We start from the raw sequence: 17,566 nt of genomic DNA, 5'->3' as shown, positions 1-17,566 counted from the left end.
CCTAGCGAAAGGTGACGGTTCTAAATTGGACTCAAAATGCATCCCCTAAGCTTGTTGTCTTGGGCTCTCTAACATTCACTGCATCAAGTCGGTGCGCTCGTGTAGACCTCACCTGATTTGGTGATGAACTCGTAGACCGGACTGCTCTCAGTACCAGGTTTGATACGTATTTCCGACAGCAACTCCATCGAGACCCCTGCACGCTTCGTCATAGAAGCAGGTGCGAGAAGCTGAACCTGATTAACATTGAGTGCTTCCAGCCCTTCCCCTGCGCAAAGAAGATCAAGCTCCCTCACGTCTGACACCATCTGCACCCACGGGCCGAAACAACCATCGACTAACCCGCACCCTTCCACGAGGAAGTAGTAGTTAATCGGATTGAGCTCAACCGCCTTCCAGAGCAACCGCTCGTTGCCAGCAGCTTTGAAGCGCCCCTTGAGGGCATCTCCGTTGGTTACGAACACCTTCCCTACCTCGTTATCGACACTCGTTGCCAGAAAGAAGCAACCGGCAGTTGCTACTTAAAAACCGAGACTTGGCATAGCTCGTTGCTAACTCTGAGCGCCCCACCGGCTTGCTACGCTTCCGCCTTGCGGGGAAGCTTGATTTTGCGGTTATCCACCTGAGAAACCTCATCTAGAGCTGCTGTGGAAAGGTCTGACGGTGGCGTACCGACCAGCTTTGCTCCAATGCAGCGCTCTAGGGTCATTCAGCAGCACGAATAATACACTGATTCAGCGTTTATTCGTAAAGCCTGGATGTGGCTATATCCTGACTTTTGAGCGAGTCATGGATCTCAGAACCGCTTTCGCAGGGGTGCTGCGCGCACTCCGCCTCGTCCGTGGTGCCCGTTATGCCGACCTCTCGGACGCCACGCACCGTCGCAAAATCGCTGAGCTTGAGAACGCTCAAACGAGCGTCAGCCTTGAGCAGTTCGACGCTCTCGCAGAATCCCTAGGTCTTGATGCGATCGCTTTAATGGCGTTGTGCGTTTCTGTGCGAGAAGGAGTCGTGCCACGCGAAAAGATTCTCGACTCGATGGCCAAGCTGACCGACTTCATAGAGGCCGGCGGGATCGAATTGATTGGGGAGCAATTCGACGCCTCCGGTTCTCTGATCAAGAGGTCTCGTGGGAGACCACTGCACGCTAACAATGAGAAGGCGGTTCTCGCGCTTAAGACTGAAGGTCTCTCACCTCAACAGGTTGCAACCAGGCTTGAGCTGGCCCTGACGTCGGTGCTGGAGTATTGGAAAAAATGATCAGCTAAGAGGAGCGCTGGCACATGGCGATCCTTGGGATAAGGGCGGCGCTGTCTACATGATTAGGTGGGTAGCATCGCCCTTAATGCGATTCTGAAGGTGTGATGCCTTAGGGCGAGCTACCGATCGCCACATGCTATCTATCCACTGACATCTGGCTAGTCATCTGGGTCTAGCGGTTCCCCATAGCATTCGTCCAGCAGCTCAACATCTCGCACCACTGGCAATCGCTAAACGGCGCTAGGTGTGATCGAGTGTCGCAGTAGTCATCACGGTAAGCCTTGTGTAACCGTCTGGCCAACTCACCCCTCAGCACACAGACCAGCTCGGACAAGAACGGGTGGAAAACAAAGCCTTGCCCGCAGGTATACCCATTGAATAAGCCTGTATCTGACGTAGGTCATGCAGAGCCTGCCAGCGGGTCGCAATCGACGATGGCTTCATTGTATACTTCGGCTCCGCATACCCCTTGAGCTACAGGAACATCAGCATGACTGTACTCCAAACGATCTACTGGCAGCCTACGCCGCCTTAGCGCTACGCCCCCTCGCAACAACCTGCTTCCGCTAGCCTCGCTCGCGGGTGCTCACTGCTGTACGCCTGGTTTTACACCTTAAGCACACAGCAAAAAATCCTCAAAATTTGAATTTGTATCGATTCGCTCGCCACTCCCTTGGCGTGCGCGATGCTTTGCCTTGGATATTTATATGCTGCAAAAACTTAGACAAACGTGGTTTTCCAACGTCCGTGCCGACGTGCTCGCGGGGCTGGTGGTCGCACTCGCGCTGATCCCGGAAGCCATCGCCTTTTCCATCATCGCCGGGGTAGATCCCAAAGTCGGTCTCTACGCCTCCTTCTGTATCTGTGCTGTCATCGCCTTTGTCGGCGGGCGCCCCGGAATGATCTCGGCGGCGACAGGCGCCATGGCACTGCTGATGGTTACGCTGGTAAAAGAGCATGGACTCCAGTACCTGCTGGCCGCGACGCTACTATGTGGCGTACTTCAAATCCTTGCCGGCTACCTGAAGCTCGGCTCGTTGATGCGCTTTGTTTCACGCTCGGTAGTCACCGGCTTCGTAAACGCATTAGCGATTCTGATTTTTATGGCGCAATTGCCTGAGCTGACCAATGTCACCTGGCATGTCTATGCCATGACCGCTGCGGGCCTGGGAATCATCTACCTGTTCCCGTATGTACCGAAAATCGGCAAGGTGATTCCCTCTCCATTGGTGTGCATTCTGACGCTGACTGCCATCGCCATTTACCTCGGTTTGGATATCCGCACCGTCGGTGACATGGGCCAACTGCCTGATACGCTCCCGATCTTCCTCTGGCCTGAAGTTCCGCTGAATTTTGAAACCCTGCGCATCATTTTCCCGTACTCGGCTGCGTTGGCAGTAGTGGGTCTACTCGAATCAATGATGACCGCGACCATCGTCGACGACCTTACCGACACCACCAGCAACAAAAACCGCGAGTGCAAAGGCCAGGGTGTGGCCAACATCGCTGCCGGCATGCTTGGCGGCATGGCAGGTTGCGCCATGATCGGCCAGTCGATCATCAACGTGAAATCTGGTGGCCGCACCCGTCTCTCGACATTGTGTGCCGGCGTTTTCCTGCTGCTGATGGTGGTATTTCTTGGCGAGTGGCTCTCCAAAATCCCTATGGCGGCACTCGTGGCTGTGATGATCATGGTGTCCATCGGCACCTTTAGCTGGGATTCCTTGCGTAATCTGAAAGAGCATCCGCTGTCGACCAACCTCGTCATGGTGGCGACCGTCGTGGTCGTCGTGGCCACTCACAATCTGGCTTACGGCGTACTGGTAGGTGTGCTGCTGGCCTCCCTGTTCTTCGCAAACAAGGTCGGGCACTACCTGGATATCAAGAGCACTCTTGAAGAGACGAAATCGCATCGGACTTACCGCGTCGTGGGCCAGGTGTTCTTTAGCTCTGCGGACAAGTTCACTGAGGTTTTTGACTTCAAGGAGGCGCTCAACAAGGTCACCATCGATCTCACACAGGCGCATTTCTGGGATATCACCGCCGTCGCAGCGCTGGATAAGGTCGTGATCAAGTTCCGACGCGAAGGCGCTGAGGTTGAAGTGCTCGGTCTCAATGAAGCCAGCGCGACAATCGTTGACCGCTTCGGCGTGCATGACAAACCCGGTGCCATCGACAAGCTCATGAGCCACTAAGGAGAACGACAATGACCCGCGTAATGGCATGCATTGATAACTCACAATCCTCATTGGCGGTCTGCGATTACGCAGCATGGGCCTCGCAACGACTCAGCGCTTCCCTGACCTTGCTTCATGTGCTGGATAAGGAGAAATATCCTGCATCCGCTGACCTCAGCGGCAATATCGGTCTCGGTAGCAGAGAACATCTGCTGGAAGAGTTGGCCATGCTGGATGCGCAGCGGGCAAAACTGGCGTTGGAGCATGGGCAGCACATGCTTGAAAAAGCTCGCGAGCGAACAGTTCACTCTGGCGCCATGTCACCTGATATGAAGCAGCGCCATGGCCATCTCGTCGAGAGCCTGAGCGATCTCCAAGACGATATTCGGTTACTGGTGATTGGAAGAGTCGGTGAGGACAGCACGCGCAGTGCCCAAAGTCTTGGCAGCCAGATTGAAGCGATAGTCCGAACTATCCACCGCCCCACCCTGATTACAACCAGCCATTTCAGGAAACCTGAAACGGTCATGGTGGCATTTGACGGCAGCGCAACAGGCCACAAGACCTTACAGATGCTTGCTTCAAGCCCGCTGTGCGAAGGCCTGCCAATTCATATCGTCATGGTTGGAACGGATTCTGAAGACAACCAGAACGCGCTGGAGAAGGCACGAACCACGCTTGCGTCTTCCGGCTCGCTGGTGCATTCCGAGATCCGCCCAGGCGAAGTAGAGTCCACACTGCATGCGTATCAGGCAGAGCACGGCATTGACCTCTTGGTCATGGGGGCGTACGGGCACTCACGCATCAGGCAGTTTCTGATAGGCAGCACGACCACGACGATGCTGCGTACATCCACTGTACCCTTATTGCTGCTTCGCTGAGCCAGTTCCACTGGCCACAGTATTTCCAGAACTGAGGAAATACCGTGGCCACCCTGGACGATGACTAACTGATCTTGCCGCTACGAGACCACATGCAACTCATAACTGAAATTGTTCACCCCGAGCTGAAATCCAAGCAGGGCAGAGTATTCCGTCGACATGCAGCTCGCGGCATCGTGATGCGGGGTGAACAGATCCTGTTGCTGTTCACCGAGCGCTATAACGATTTCAGCTTTCCTGGAGGCGGCCTTGATGGTGACGAGGACATTGTCGCAGGCCTGAAGCGTGAGCTTGAGGAAGAGACTGGTGCTCGTGAAATACAGGTGCTCCAGCACTACGGTTACATCGAGGAGTACCGGCCCTACCAAAAGCCACAGTACGATCTGATGCACATGACCTCGCATTTTTATCAATGCGAAGTAGCGCCCCAGCTAGAGCCGGTGAGAATGGAAAGCCACGAAATCGCTAATGGTATGCGGCCTGTCTGGATCAACCTGCATGAAGCCATCGCACACAATGAAGCCGTCATGCAGCGTCACGAGTCTTCGATGGGGCAGTCAATTCTGCGCGAAACCTACATGCTGAGAAAAGTCGCTTCCGAATTGTTGATGCCAATCAGCCTTTGAGCTGACTATTTGGCGAAGTCCACTTAGCCTGCCTCAGGCAAGCATCCAATGCTGCGGGAGTAATTGCGTGATTTCGCTCGCCCGCTGTGTCGGAAGCCGCATCAGTACATCCTTGAGATAGGCATACGGATCGTGCCCATTCATACGCGCCGACTGGATCAGGCTCATGATTGCCGCCGCCCTTTTTCCACTGCGCAGCGACCCGGCAAATAACCAGTTCGAGCGCCCAAGCGCCCACGGCCGGATCAAATTCTCGATCTGGTTATTGTCGATGGGCACAGCACCATCTTCCAGGTAGCGCGTCAGCGCTACCCAGCGTTTAAGGCTGTAATCCAGGGCCTTGGCCGTGGCCGAACCCTCGGGCACAAGTTCGCGTTGGGCCAACATCCACTCATGCAGTTTTTCAGCGATGGGCACCGCTGTTTCCTGACGTAATCGCCAGCGGGCTTCGTCGCTCATTTCCTTGGCGTGTCGCTCGACTTCATACAACCCGCCAATCGAGTGAAGCGCCTGCTCCGCCAACTGGCTTTTATTGGCTGCATGCAGGTCGAAGAATTTGCGGCGTGCATGGGCCATGCAGCCGATTTCGGTGATGCCCAGCTCGAAGCTGGCCTTGTAGCCGGCGAAGTCATCGCAGACCAGCTTACCGTTCCACGTGCCCAGGAAGTTACGCGCATGTTCGCCGGCACGGCTGGGGCTGAAGTCGTAGACCACGGCCTTTAGGGCCGAGAAAGGCGTGGTGCTATAGGCCCACACGTAAGCGCGGTGGGTTTTCTTTTCGCCTGGTGCGAGCATCTGAACCGGGGTCTCATCGGCGTGGATCACGCCCTGGGCCAACACATGCTCACGCAGCGCATCGACCAGAGGCTGGAGCTGCACACCGGTCTGTCCGATCCATTGCGCCAGTGTCGAACGGGCGATGGGCAGTCCGGCCCGACCAAAAATCTTCTCCTGCCGGTACAGCGGTAAATGGTCGGCGAACTTCGCCACCATCACGTGGGCCAAAAGGCCTGCGGTCGGGATGCCCTTGTCGATCACTTGGGCCGGTACAGGCGCCTGGATCAGTGTTTCACACTGACGGCACGTCCATTTTCCACGCACATGCCGCTCAACTGTGAACACGCCCGGAGTGTAATCGAGCTTCTCGCTGACGTCTTCGCCGATTCGCTGAAGCTGGCAGCCGCACACGCACTGAGTATTCTCTGGTTCGTGACGGATCACGGTTCGCGGAAACTGCGGCGGCAGTGGTGCACGCTTGGGCTTATGACGTGGCTCGGCCGGTGCGGCCGGCGGATTGGCTGCCTTCAGCTCGGCTTCGATAGCTGCGATATCGGTATCGAGCAGATCATCAAGCAGACTGCCTTGGTCGGGGCTCAGTTGCTCGCTGCGCTTGGCGAACTTGTGTCGCTTGAGGATGGCGATTTCATGAGCCAGTTGCTCGTTGACCGTTTCGAGGCGTTGGATTTTCTGGCTCATGGAGTCGACCTGGGACAGCAACTGCATAGCCTGTTCGGCCAAGCCGCGCAGCTGTTCCGGTGTCATCTGGTCGAGATTGGGCGAGGAAGTCATGCCGCTGATTGTGTCAGAGCAGGTCGTCAACAGCGATAAACCGATGGGCTAATGGCAGGGGCTAAAGCACTGTGATCGCGCTGCCTGCGCCGACCCGCTGCCACGGCAAACCCAGTACCAAGGCTTGAAGTTGCTCGTTATCGAGTTCGACTTCCGATCCGTGACGGATGCCGGGCCAATGAAACTTGCCTTGGTTCAATCGTCGCGCTGCCAGCCAAATGCCCACACCGTCATGCACCAAGACTTTCATTCGGTTGGCACGGCGATTAGCGAAGAGGTATGCGCAGTGCGGCTTCGCCACACCGAACACCGCGATCACCCTGGCCAGCGCGGTCTCGGTACCGGCGCGCATGTCCATAGGCTCGGTGGCAAGCCAGATGGCATCGATCCGAATCATTCCAACAGGTCTCGCAGAAAGGTGGCACAGGCGACAGCGCTTTCGGTCGGCCAGTTCACTTTGACGGTGCCACGCGGGTGCTGGATTTCAATGCAGATACTTGATGAAGCTGCCTGCGAATGTCCTCCGGCTAGCGGCAAGGGCACTGGAATGAAAGCAGGTTGCAGCGCCATAGTTTTGTTCGTGAGTACCCTAATCCATTTATGTACGAGGTTCGCGTTAAGGCTGTGCTTCTGCGCGACGCTGGCAATCGATGCGCCGGGCTGGGCGCACTCTTGGACAACTTGGGCCTTGAAGGATTTTGAATAGGAACGGCGTTGTGACTGCATGGAAAGACCCGCTTAAAAGGCTAGAAATGGTGTCCACTTAAATTAGGTGGACACCATCGCCTTTGGCGTCGGGGTCAGGAAGGTGAGTTGGCCGGACGGTTACAGCCTTGTCGGCTAAGACGCAGGTGAACCAAGATTTAACGCCTCCCCTCAAAAAAGCCAGCGCAGGAGCAACGAACACCTCAAGTCACAATCGCACCCGCGAAAGTCACTTTATAGCCAGCCTTGGTCGCCAAAAGGCCTTTATTTTCAACATATTGAGAATGTCAATAGATTTATTTTTTATTTTTACCCTTGAATTCATTTTTTCAAAACGGAGTATATATATTTGTAACCAATCCAAAAGCTGAAACCTCATCCTCTAGGTAATCATTCACAAGGATGAGGGCTGCGGCCACAGCTCAATCAATGATTATGGAAATGCTCCAAAGCGAAAGCCAACAGCTGGAGCGGAGCTATTCGTTTCTTCGTCCGCAGGACGCCTACGCTTTCTTTTTGACATCAAACAAAGTCGCAATTTTTTGGGATAGCCACGCTCGTAATTTGAGAATTGACAACTTGTCAAAACCTTAAATCTGGGACGCCTAAAGCGATCATACCGGCTTAAAGAGTATAGAATAAACATACTCTTTAAGAGAGAACATTGACAACACGGCACCAAGTCAGTGATTTTTTCGTTGACATCCATATTCTTAGCAAGCACCATAAGCCCTAGCTGACCTGTTTAGAAACGCATACCAGAAGTCAATTTAACTAAAAACTAGAGATCCCACTTTCTAGCATTCAAAATTACGCCCCACTCCACCTTAGTTACCCATAAGGACTTTGTGGCGCGCTAATTATACATACTAAATTTGATGCGTCAGCCTAAGAGTCTTAAGACAAATAAATATTTAGTTGCAGCCCTAGTACAGGATGGAAGCGGCTCATCGTAACTCAGTGCTATCGACCGGGTACACGCACTGAATCGCACATGAGATATTCAATGGCCGTCACTAAAACAATCCAACTGACACCTGCCCCGAACACGCTTCGTAGCAGTTGGGTAAGACAAGAACTCCTTCCTGCAATTTTCGGTATTAGCACGGAAGCCGCAAGAAAATATCGATCACAAGGAAAATGGCTGCAAGGTAAACATTGGCGTCGAGACCCAGCCAACCGTGTCGTTTATAACACAATTGAAATTGAACTCTGGCTTGGAGGTAATTAAATGGCTTTGGTATGGCCGCGTGGAATCGAATTGAATGGACGACAGATTCGAATTTCCTTTATGCATGAGGGAAAACGCTACAAAGAACCTATCGGAAATGAGACCGTTGATCAGGCATCAATAAAGTATGCCGAAGCAAAGCGCAACACCATTTTATCTGAAATAAAGAACAACAGATTTAACTATGCTGCCCACTTTCCCAATTCACGGCGTGTACTGCCAAAGAAAGACGAAAAATCGAAAAGGACAGTAGCTCAAGGTGTAGCGCGCTATTTGGAAGTTCAAATGGCACGACACGCAACCACAACCGGGAAAAACTATGCATACAAAGCTAAGCATCTGCTGGACAAGTTTGGCTCTGACTGCATAGCGGACATCTGCAGGTCTGATCTACAACTGTTTCAGACCGGGCTATTGAAAACATTGTCGCCAAAGTCTGTGAATGATGTTTTCACAATTGTCAGGGGTGTGTGGGACGACGCTCACTCTGACGGTGTTATTTCGATCAATCCATGCAAAATGATCAAAAACATCAAGCATGACAAGGACGACGACAGCGCTGACCCGTTCACTCGCGATGAGATGGAAAAGATCTCAGTGATTCGTGAGTCCAGGGCGCAGGACGTCAACATGATCTTGTTCAATTGCTGGACGGGATTGTCAGTGTCTGAACTCATTGCGCTGTGCTGGGATGACGTAGACCTTGAGACCGGTACGATCTACGTGAGGGCGGCGCGAGTCGAGGGGGAGTACAAAGTACCGAAGGAGTCTGTTCGGGCTCGTAAGATTGAGCTGATTGACCCAGCGTTGGAGTATCTGAAGAAGCACTGGGAATTCACCGGCCACCTCCCACCTGTTGCTCTTGAAATCACGCAACGGGACAACAACACCACGCGCCTGATGCATCTCAAACTGGTATTCCGAAACTCCGTGAGCATGAAGCCCTGGTACGGAAATAGCTTGAACCGCTGGTTCACTAGCCACCTGAAAAACGTAGGTGTGAGGCATCGCGGCGTTAACCAGTGCAGGCATACATTCGCAAGCCAAGCGATCAGCTCTTATGTGCCGCTTGAGTGGATTGCGCGTCAGCTTGGGCACGCCGACACGACGATGGTGAAGAAGCATTATGGTCGCTTCCTACCGTCAGAGACGCGGAGCATGGCAGCAATGGTGTCGCAGATGATGGGGTTCCGCGACAAGCCTGAAGCGGCCTAGAGCGGACTGGAGGGACGTGATTGTGTTCTAATTTTGTCCTAATGCGGACTCCAGAAACAAAAAACCCCCGAAATACTCAATGATTTCAGGGGCTTCTCGTTAACGAATGTGGCGGTGAAGAAGGGATTTGAACCCTTGATACGATTTCTCGTATACACACTTTCCAGGCGTGCTCCTTCGACCACTCGGACACTTCACCGTTTCTCTTCAAGCCTTGCGGCCCGTCGAGGTGCGCTAATTTAGTGAAAGCGCTCCCCTTTGGCAAGCATTTTTTTCAGTTTTTTCATGTATTTGCACCAGAGCCCGGCTGGGCGCTGACCGACCAGTCAGCCTTGCTGCTTTACCTTGCCCATCGCGCTGGGTAACGTCGGTGCCACGCCAACAAAAGGACTCTGCCATGAGCGAGCTGATTACCTACCACGCCGAAGACGGCATCGCCACCCTGACCCTGAACAACGGCAAGGTCAATGCCATCTCGCCGGAGGTAGTCAGCGCGTTCAATGCCGCGCTGGACCGCGCCGCCGAGGCCCGCGCAGTGGTGATCATCACCGGGCAGCCGGGCATTCTGTCGGGCGGCTACGACCTCAAGGTGATGACCCGCGGCCCACAGGAAGCCATCAGCCTGGTCACCGCCGGGTCCACCCTCGCCCGCCGCCTGCTGGCTCACCCCTTCCCGGTGGTGGTCGCCTGCCCGGGCAATGCCGTGGCCAAGGGCGCCTTCCTGCTGCTGTCGGCCGACTACCGCATTGGCGTCGAAGGGCCGTACAAGATCTGCCTGAACGAAGTGCAGATCGGCATGACCATGCACCACGCTGGCATCGAACTGGCCCGCGACCGTCTGCGCCGCTCGGCCTTCCACCGGTCAGTGATCAACGCCGAAGTGTTTGACCCGCATGCGGCGGTGGATGCCGGCTTCCTCGACAAGGTGGTGCCCGCCGAACAACTGCAGGAAGCGGCGCTGAACGTGGCGCGGGAATTGAAGAAACTGAACATGCTGGCGCACAAGAACACCAAGCTGAAGGTGCGCAAAGGGCTGCTCGAGGCCTTGGACACCGCCATACAACTGGACCAGCAGCCTATGGGTTGACCCTGCTGGCCGCTACGCGGATCGGGCGTACCTGATCCCGCGCAGGGGCGGGCTCACCCGCGAAGTGGCCAGCACAGGCTGATACCGGTATTTGCCCCAGCCAGTGCACAGCCGTACACTGCCCAGCGACTGTCTGGTGTGAGTCGTACCATGCTTTATTCATTGCGCATGCTCCTGCTGGCGCTGCACTTTCTCGCCGTTGGCGTCCTGGGCCTGGCCATTGGCCTGTGCCGCCCCTTCAACCCCGACAACAGCCGCCTGTTCGCCCGCCTTTACAGCCGGCCGGCCACCTGGCTGTTGCGCATCAAGGTCAAGGCCGAGGTGGGCCCGCTGTGGGACCAACCACCCGGTTGCGTGATCGTGGCCAACCACCAGTCCAACTTCGATCTGTTCGTGCTGGGCCAGGTGGTGCCGCAGCGCACGGTCGCCATCGGCAAGAAAAGCCTGGGCTGGATACCGTTGTTCGGTCAGCTGTTCTGGCTGGGCGGCAACGTGTTGGTCGACCGCAACAATGCCTACCAGGCGCGCAAGGCCCTGCAGAAGACCACCCGGGTGCTACAGAACGACACCTCTATCTGGATTTTCCCCGAAGGCACACGCAATGCCGGCGAGCAGTTGCTGGCGTTCAAGAAAGGCGCGTTTCACATGGCCATCGAGGCCGGCGTGCCGATCGTGCCAGTGTGCGTCAGCCGCTATGCCCGGCGCCTGAGCCTGAACAGCTGGCGCCGCCGCACCGTGATCGTGCGCTCGCTGCCGCCCATTGCCACCGCGGGCCTGACCCAGCAGGACCTGCCAGCACTGGTGGAGCAGTGCCGTGTGCAGATGCAACAGTGCATCGAGCGCATGGAAGGGGAACTGGGCAAGAGCTAGGTTGCTCTTCAGCCGTCTACAGCCCAAGCTATGAACCGTGTTCAACCGGAATAAGCGGGCAACCATGGGTCGAGTAGTGGCGTCAGCGGTGTACAGCGCCGGCCGGAAGGTCACCAACATCAGCATCGACGAGGGCAGCGAGTGGGCACGCAAGCCTGGGCATTTTGTCTGGATCGGCCTGGAAGAGCCCAACGCCGAGGAACTGGCCACCCTGCAATGCCAGTTCAACCTGCACGAACTGGCCATTGAGGATGCCCTGGAAAAGCACAGCCGGCCCAAGCTCGAGACATTCGGCGACGCGCTGTTCATCGTCACATACTCGCCGGTACGTCACGAAGGCAAGCTGGAGTTCATCGAAACCCACATCTTCGCCGGCAACGGCTATATCATCACCTGCCGCAACGGCCACTCCAAATCCTATGCCATGGTGCGCCAGCGCTGCGAGGCTCGGCCCTTGCTGCTGGAGCACGGTGAGGACTTCGTGCTGTACGCCCTGCTCGACTTCGTCACCGAAAACTACCAGCCAGTCAGCGAAGCCATCCATGGCGAGATCGAAGCGCTGGAGCAGAGCGTGCTGGGTGGCTCACTGCAAGAGGACGACATTCGCCGCCTGCACAGCCTGCGCCGCGATATCCTGCGCCTGCGCCGCTACGTGGCGCCCATGGTTGAGGTCAGCGAAGAGCTGCAGCGCCTGAGCTTCCCGTTTATCGACAAGAACATGCGCCCGTATTTTCGTGATGTGCAAATCCACGTCACACGGCAGATGGAGGACTTGTCGGGCATTCGCGACATTGCCAGCCAGACCATCGAGATCGGCATGTTCCTGGAGTCGTCACGGCAAAGCATCGTGCAACGCAAGTTTGCCGCGTGGGCGGCGATCCTGGCGTTCCCCACGGCGATCGCCGGGGTGTATGGGATGAACTTCCAGAATATGCCGGAGCTGAGCTGGCATTACGGCTATTTTGCGGTGTTGGGGGTGATTGCTGCGGGGTGTACCGGGTTGTATGCCAGTTTCAAGAGGTCGGGCTGGCTATAAGCCGCTTGAGGTCCATCGCGACACAATGCCGCTACGGGCACCGGCGTTGCCGGCGTGGGAGCGGGCGTGCCCGCGAACACCGGCGGAGCCGGTGCCAGACACCGCGTCGCCGGCTTCGCGGGCAAGCCCGCTCCCGCAATGAATCGCGCAGGCTTTTCAATTTTTCAGAAAGACAGTTGCGCCTCCATCGGTAGCGTGAGCTTTAAGAAGCAGGCGGCGCGGTGGCTGTGCTGGGGCAGCCAAGCGGCCCTCGGCGATTTCAGGCGTTACCGGAAAGCTTGAGCCGCGCCGCCTGGGTGAAGTCCAGCATGCGGTTCAATGGCTTGATCGCCTTGGGCACCAACGCGGGGTCGACAAAAATCTCATCCCCCCCATTGCGCAGGCAGTGCAGCACGCGCTCGAGGGTGTTCATGGCCATCCACGGGCAGTGTGCGCAGCTGCGGCAGGCGGCGCCGTTGCCGGCAGTAGGCGCTTCGACGAATACCTTGTCCGGGCACAACTGCTGCATCTTGTAGAAGATGCCGCGGTCGGTAGCAACGATGAAGGTCTTGTTCGGCAAGGTCTGCGCGGCCTTGATCAATTGGCTGGTGGAACCCACCGCATCCGCCAACTCGATCACCGCTTCCGGTGATTCGGGGTGCACGAGGATGGCGGCGTCCGGGTACAACGCCTTCATGTCGGCCAACTGACGCGACTTGAATTCTTCATGGACGATACAGGCACCGTCCCACAACAGCATGTCGGCACCGGTCTGCTTCTGGATGTAACGGCCCAAGTGCTGGTCCGGGCCCCAGATGATGGTTTCGCCGTTGTCCATCAGGCTTTCGACGATTTCCAGTGCGCAGCTGGAGGTCACTACCCAGTCGGCACGGGCCTTCACCGCAGCGGAGGTATTGGCATACACCACCACGGTACGCTCCGGGTGCTGGTCGCAGAACGCCGAAAACGCTTCGACCGGGCAGCCCAGGTCGAGCGAACAGGTGGCCTCCAGGGTCGGCATCAGCACGCGCTTTTCCGGGGTGAGGATTTTTGCCGTTTCGCCCATGAAGCGCACACCGGCCACGATCACCGTTTCGGCGGGGTGGTTCTTACCAAAGCGGGCCATTTCCAGCGAGTCGGACACGCAGCCGCCGGTTTCTTCGGCCAGCGCCTGAATGACCGGGTCGCAGTAATAATGGGCGACCAGCACAGCGTTCTGGGCCTTGAGCTCGGCAGCGATGGCCGCACGGTATTCGGCCTCCTGCTCGGCTGTCAGCGGGTTGGGCTGCTTGGCGTCGAGGTGGGCCTGAACCAACAGGCGTTCGGAAATCTGGGTCATGATCGCTGGACCTGCAGGCGCGCGTGCGCATCAAATCGAGTGTATCACCCGGCCCTGACAGATCGGCTAAGGGTGCCGGACGGCGCAGGCCGCCACGGCCCTCTGCGGGCGCGGATTATTATCGGAGGCCGAAGGCTACAGAGAATCCAGCGATTACTAAAGGGGTTTTTGTGTTGCCGGCGCTGGCCTGTTCGCGGGTGAAGCCACCAGGAGACCAGCGCCGGATAACCATCACCCCCGCGGCGACAGCGCTGCGAGGTGCGCGGCCATCAGCATGGCGAATTCTTCCACGGTCATCTTCTGCCCATTGAAATCGACCATGCCATCGGCATAGTGCAGGCTGCTGACCACATCATCGCCCTGCACGGTGGCCAGGCCGCTCTGCACGGCCATCATGCCGACCATCTCCCCGGCCTGCCCCGACTGCATGGCGATCGCCTGGGCATCGGTTTGGCCATCGAGCAGCGCTTGCAGTGTCGCCAGGTCGCCAATCATGGGTTTGGACAGCGAGAGCTTGCTCTTCACCTCGGTGACGACCTGTTTGCTCAGCTGGTCCGGCGGCAGGTCGAAGCTGGCCGGCGCGGCGAAGTCCATCGCCAGGTTGAAGCGGCTCTCGCCGTTGGCGGTCTTGAACGACAGGTTTTCCACCGCCACCTTGGGCCTGGCCGCCAGCAGTTGCTGCAGGTCGCCCTGGAAGCGGGCCTTTTCAGCGTCGTCCATCTGGATTTGCGGCACAGGCTGGCCGGCAGCAGCGGCAGCTTCGAACTCCGGCAGGTGCGACTGGTACCACTTCGACAAGGCCTGCAGCGCCGGGGCATTGACCGAGGTGATGCTTACCGCCATTTGCGCCTTGCCCACCGCGCGGCCGTCCCAACTGATGTCCCCGACCTTGTACTCCACGCGGCCGCCCACGGTGTCGGGGGTTTCAAGACTCTGCAGGGCATACTGCTCCACGCCCTTGACCAGCAGGACCTGCTGTTTTGGCCCTAGCGTGACCTTGGCCTCGGCTAGCAACAGGTCGACGTTGCCCACGTAGATATTGTCGTACGGCGTGGCCGCCAGGTTGCCACCAAGCTTGAGGCCCTGAAGCTCGAATGTGGCCGGTGGCTGGTCGTCGTTCACCAGCTTCATCAGCAAACGGCCGGCATGGCCGTGGAACTTGGAGGCCTTGCCGTCCTTGTCGCCACTGACCTCCAGTTGCATCCCCGAAAAATCGAGGCGGTTGCCGTCTGCCTTGTCGAGCTTGAGCGGCGCCAGTTGAATCCGGCTGACCACATCCCCCCCGTAACCCAGGCTGGTCTGCGCGCTAAGCGGCACATTGCCGCCGGCAGCGTCGAACCAAGGCGCGACGGCATCGTCCTTCTGCAACGTGCTGTTGCTGACGGCCATCACCGGCACCAGCTTCAGCGCCTTGATCCGCGACCAGGGGAATGGGCCGTGCTCGATGTGGTCGGTCACGCCCACGTCGAAGTTGATCACCTCGCCTTCACCCACGTTGATGTCGCGGGCCTTGAGCCGGTACTGGGCAGTACTGCTGAAGAAGTGCTGCTCCAGCGACACCCGCTCGATACGCAGGCTGCCACCGGTGGTGACCAGGGCCTTTTGCAGCTCGGCGTTGCTGCGGGCAAGCGCGTTGTCCAGCTCGGCTGGCAACTGCTTGCCGGTGTACCAGGCGCCAGCGGTGGTTGCGACGGCGATGGCAACCGCCAGGCCGGAAAGAATGCCAACTGATTTCTTCATGAATTGAACCGATTGCTGTCCGTAAGGGCTGGGTAGGCGGCCACGGGCCACACAGAGTACGAAGAATATCACCCCCGCAGGCACGGGACGCAGGCCAAAGTGCCGAAATCCTGCCTTTCGGAAGCATCTAACAAACCGATTGACCACATGACCGAATCGTTGATTTTTTCGAACACACAAATTGATCAGAACCGCAAAAAACCGCGTAAAAACCGAACAAAATCCACTTAATATCGATAAATATTTCAATGTTGTAACGTCTTGTCATGTTTAACTTGACACCCACCTACCCATCGTTTTTTATTTTCACCACTTTGCGCGCCCCCTCGCGCCTTCCGCTGCTCCAACATAAAAGGTGAACAACATGGAGCCCACCCGCTCGCCCTTGCCGCATGCGCCATACCCCGTGCCCGCCGTTCGCGCCCAGCAACAGGAGCCATGCCAGCATGCAGCATGACCCTAGCGCTGCCAGCAACGGCCAACTTCGCAAAACCCTGCGCCTGTGGCACGTGATCATCATTGGCCTGGCCTACCTGACACCGATGACGGTATTCGACACCTTCGGCATCGTCAGCGGGATAACCGCCGGCCACGTGCCCAGCGCGTACATCCTGGCGCTGGCCGGCATCCTGTTCACCGCAGTCAGCTATGGCACCCTGGTGAAACGCTTCCCGCAGTCGGGTTCGGCCTACACCTACACCCAGCGCGCGATCAACCCGCACGTGGGTTTCCTGGTCGGCTGGTCGTCGTTACTGGATTACCTGCTGCTGCCAATGGTCAATGCCCTGCTGGCCAAGCTGTACCTCTCGGCGATGTTCCCGGAAGTACCCGCATGGGTGTGGGTGGCCGCTTTCGTGACCCTCATCAGCCTGATCAACATGCGCAGCGTGAACCTGGTGGCGCACTTCAACCTGCTGTTCGTGGGCGTGCAGGTGGCGATCATCGCCGTGTTCATCTACCTGTGCGTGCGTGGCCTGCACCACGGTGAAGGGCTTGGCACGGCCTGGAGCCTGATCCCGTTCGCCGACGGTCAGACCCAGTTCAGCGCACTGGCCGCCGGCGCGACCATCCTGTGCTTCTCGTTCCTGGGCTTTGACGCCGTCACCTGCCTGTCCGAAGAAACCCGCGACCCGGGCAAGACCATCCCGCGGGCGATCTTCCTCACCGCCCTGATCGGTGGCGTGGTGTTCATCACCGTGTCGTACTTCATCCAGGCCTACTTCCCGACCATGGCGCGTTTCCATGACCACGAGGCGGCCCTGCCGGAAATCGCCCTGTATGTCGGGGGCAAACTGTTCCAGTCGGTGTTCATTGCCTGCACGGTGATCAACACCATCGCCTCGGGCCTGGCCTCGCAGACCAGCGTGTCGCGCCTGCTGTACGTGATGGGCCGCGACAACGTGATCCCGGCCCGCGTTTTCGCCCGCCTGCACGCACGCTACAAGACACCGGTACTGAACATTGCCGTGGTCGGCATCATTTCGCTGTCGGCGATCTTCTTCGACCTGGTGACTGCCACCTCGATCATCAACTTCGGCGCGCTGGTGGCGTTCAGTTTCGTCAACCTGTCGGTGATCAACCATTGCTACCTGCGCGAGGGCAACCGCAAGGGCCTGGCCAACCAGCTGAAGTACCTGGTACTGCCCACCATCGGCTTCTGCATCATCGTTTCGCTGTGGCTGGACCTGAATGCCCACTCGCTGATCTTTGGCGGTATCTGGGCTGCGCTCGGCCTGCTGTACCTGGGCTGGCTGACCAAGGCGTTCCGCTCGGCGCCCCCCAACTACGTGCCTGAATGACCCACGCTACCCACAACGCCCGCGCCTGGCCGCGGGCGTTGCAGTGTTCGAA

Annotated in this window: 16 protein-coding genes and 1 tRNA gene; 10 read left to right on the top strand and 7 right to left on the bottom strand. The window is 57.5% G+C overall.

All coding sequences use genetic code 11. The features are described from left to right. Window positions 1-83 precede the first annotated feature (83 nt). Complete coding sequence (locus tag G1E_RS08405) at window positions 84-464, bottom strand: hypothetical protein (RefSeq protein WP_009684103.1); 381 nt, start codon at window positions 462-464, stop codon at window positions 84-86. A gap of 325 nt (window positions 465-789) precedes the next feature. Between G1E_RS08405 and G1E_RS08400 the strand changes: the two genes are divergently transcribed. From G1E_RS08400 to G1E_RS08385, 4 genes are all read left to right on the top strand, one after another. Next, entirely contained in the window at window positions 790-1,260 is a 471-nt protein-coding gene (locus tag G1E_RS08400) for a helix-turn-helix domain-containing protein (RefSeq protein WP_009684102.1), read from the top strand. Window positions 1,261-1,967: 707 nt separating this feature from the next. Continuing rightward, window positions 1,968-3,455, top strand: a complete 1,488-nt coding sequence (locus G1E_RS08395; RefSeq protein ID WP_009684101.1) for a SulP family inorganic anion transporter — start codon at window positions 1,968-1,970, stop codon at window positions 3,453-3,455. 11 nt (window positions 3,456-3,466) lie between these two features. Continuing rightward, window positions 3,467-4,318, top strand: coding sequence for a universal stress protein (locus tag G1E_RS08390; RefSeq protein WP_009684100.1), 852 nt, complete (start codon window positions 3,467-3,469; stop codon window positions 4,316-4,318). A gap of 92 nt (window positions 4,319-4,410) precedes the next feature. After that, the gene (locus tag G1E_RS08385) at window positions 4,411-4,944 is read left to right on the top strand and encodes an NUDIX hydrolase (RefSeq protein ID WP_009684099.1); all 534 of its coding nucleotides are present in this window, start codon (window positions 4,411-4,413) and stop codon (window positions 4,942-4,944) included. A 33-nt stretch (window positions 4,945-4,977) separates the two neighbouring features. On the opposite strand, the gene G1E_RS08380 is transcribed toward G1E_RS08385, so the two are convergent. The 3 genes from G1E_RS08380 to G1E_RS27430 all read right to left on the bottom strand — a co-directional run bounded on the left by G1E_RS08380 (window position 4,978) and on the right by G1E_RS27430 (window position 7,239). After that, window positions 4,978-6,513, bottom strand: a complete 1,536-nt coding sequence (locus G1E_RS08380; RefSeq protein WP_009684098.1) for an IS66 family transposase — start codon at window positions 6,511-6,513, stop codon at window positions 4,978-4,980. Between the two features lie 61 nt (window positions 6,514-6,574). Then, the gene (gene tnpB, locus G1E_RS29335; protein WP_009684097.1) at window positions 6,575-6,910 is read right to left on the bottom strand and encodes an IS66 family insertion sequence element accessory protein TnpB; all 336 of its coding nucleotides are present in this window, start codon (window positions 6,908-6,910) and stop codon (window positions 6,575-6,577) included. Next, window positions 6,907-7,239: a transposase gene (locus tag G1E_RS27430; protein WP_009684096.1), complete on the bottom strand. Its 333-nt coding sequence runs from the start codon at window positions 7,237-7,239 to the stop codon at window positions 6,907-6,909. Before G1E_RS27430 ends, tnpB begins: the two co-directional genes overlap by 4 nt. A gap of 985 nt (window positions 7,240-8,224) precedes the next feature. On the opposite strand from G1E_RS27430, the gene G1E_RS27425 reads away from it, so the two are divergent. Together G1E_RS27425 and G1E_RS08370 are read left to right on the top strand one after the other, a co-directional pair. After that, entirely contained in the window at window positions 8,225-8,449 is a 225-nt protein-coding gene (locus G1E_RS27425) for an excisionase family protein (RefSeq protein ID WP_009684095.1), read from the top strand. Continuing rightward, window positions 8,450-9,664, top strand: coding sequence for a tyrosine-type recombinase/integrase (locus tag G1E_RS08370; RefSeq protein ID WP_033690625.1), 1,215 nt, complete (start codon window positions 8,450-8,452; stop codon window positions 9,662-9,664). It abuts the gene before it with no gap. 109 nt (window positions 9,665-9,773) lie between these two features. Here G1E_RS08370 and G1E_RS08365 read toward each other — a convergent pair. After that, a tRNA-Ser gene (locus tag G1E_RS08365) sits at window positions 9,774-9,863 on the bottom strand. A 198-nt stretch (window positions 9,864-10,061) separates the two neighbouring features. Between G1E_RS08365 and G1E_RS08360 the strand changes: the two genes are divergently transcribed. The 3 genes from G1E_RS08360 to G1E_RS08350 all read left to right on the top strand — a co-directional run bounded on the left by G1E_RS08360 (window position 10,062) and on the right by G1E_RS08350 (window position 12,657). Beyond that, on the top strand, window positions 10,062-10,751 hold the full coding sequence (locus G1E_RS08360) for a crotonase/enoyl-CoA hydratase family protein (RefSeq protein WP_009684093.1): 690 nt from the start codon (window positions 10,062-10,064) through the stop codon (window positions 10,749-10,751). 150 nt (window positions 10,752-10,901) lie between these two features. Continuing rightward, a complete protein-coding gene (locus G1E_RS08355; protein ID WP_009684092.1) occupies window positions 10,902-11,621 on the top strand; it encodes a 1-acyl-sn-glycerol-3-phosphate acyltransferase in 720 nt (239 codons plus the stop codon). 64 nt (window positions 11,622-11,685) lie between these two features. Further along, complete coding sequence (locus G1E_RS08350; RefSeq protein ID WP_009684091.1) at window positions 11,686-12,657, top strand: magnesium and cobalt transport protein CorA; 972 nt, start codon at window positions 11,686-11,688, stop codon at window positions 12,655-12,657. Between the two features lie 259 nt (window positions 12,658-12,916). On the opposite strand, the gene nadA is transcribed toward G1E_RS08350, so the two are convergent. After that, entirely contained in the window at window positions 12,917-13,975 is a 1,059-nt protein-coding gene (gene nadA / locus G1E_RS08345; protein ID WP_009684090.1) for a quinolinate synthase NadA, read from the bottom strand. Between the two features lie 231 nt (window positions 13,976-14,206). Beyond that, window positions 14,207-15,715, bottom strand: a complete 1,509-nt coding sequence (locus G1E_RS08340; RefSeq protein WP_009684089.1) for a YdgA family protein — start codon at window positions 15,713-15,715, stop codon at window positions 14,207-14,209. A gap of 446 nt (window positions 15,716-16,161) precedes the next feature. On the opposite strand from G1E_RS08340, the gene G1E_RS08335 reads away from it, so the two are divergent. Further along, window positions 16,162-17,514, top strand: a complete 1,353-nt coding sequence (locus G1E_RS08335; RefSeq protein ID WP_009684088.1) for an APC family permease — start codon at window positions 16,162-16,164, stop codon at window positions 17,512-17,514. Window positions 17,515-17,566 lie beyond the last annotated feature (52 nt).

The organism is Pseudomonas sp. TJI-51, from assembly GCF_000190455.2.
Classification (GTDB): Bacteria; Pseudomonadota; Gammaproteobacteria; order Pseudomonadales; family Pseudomonadaceae; genus Aquipseudomonas; species Aquipseudomonas juntendi.
The sequence above is the reverse complement of the archived record's forward strand: the minus strand, read 5'-3'. Positions and strand labels throughout refer to the sequence as shown.